Source organism: Caulobacter sp. 602-1, from assembly GCF_003931565.1.
In the GTDB taxonomy this organism is placed as follows: Bacteria; Pseudomonadota; Alphaproteobacteria; order Caulobacterales; family Caulobacteraceae; genus Caulobacter.
The window spans coordinates 1-356 of sequence record NZ_RRYI01000050.1 but is presented as its reverse complement, the minus strand read 5'-3'; the positions used below and the strand labels follow the sequence as shown (position 1 = coordinate 356).

At 66.9% G+C, this 356-nt stretch carries 1 protein-coding gene; it reads left to right on the top strand.

All coding sequences use genetic code 11. From position 1 onward, the window contains the following. A partial coding sequence (locus tag EIK80_RS25195) for an adenylosuccinate synthetase (RefSeq protein ID WP_199743624.1) occupies window positions 1-356 on the top strand: 356 nt, incomplete at both ends.

The following is a 356-nucleotide window of genomic DNA, read 5'->3' as shown; positions in this document are numbered from 1 at the left end:
ACAAGGCGCTTGACGAAGGCAAGACCGTGCTGTTCGAAGGCGCTCAGGCCACCATGCTCGATGTGGATCACGGCACCTACCCGTTCGTCACCTCCTCCAACCCGACCGCCGGCGGCGCCTGCACCGGCACCGGCGTGGGCCCCACCAAGATCACCCGCGTGATCGGCGTTGCCAAGGCCTACGTCACCCGCGTGGGCGAAGGCCCATTCCCCACCGAACTGCTGGACGAGTCCGGCGAATGGCTGCGTCAGCAGGGCCACGAATTCGGTGTGACCACCGGCCGCCCGCGTCGCTGTGGTTGGTTCGATGCAGTCGTCAACCGGTACGCCTCCCAGGTCAACGGCCTGACCGACATC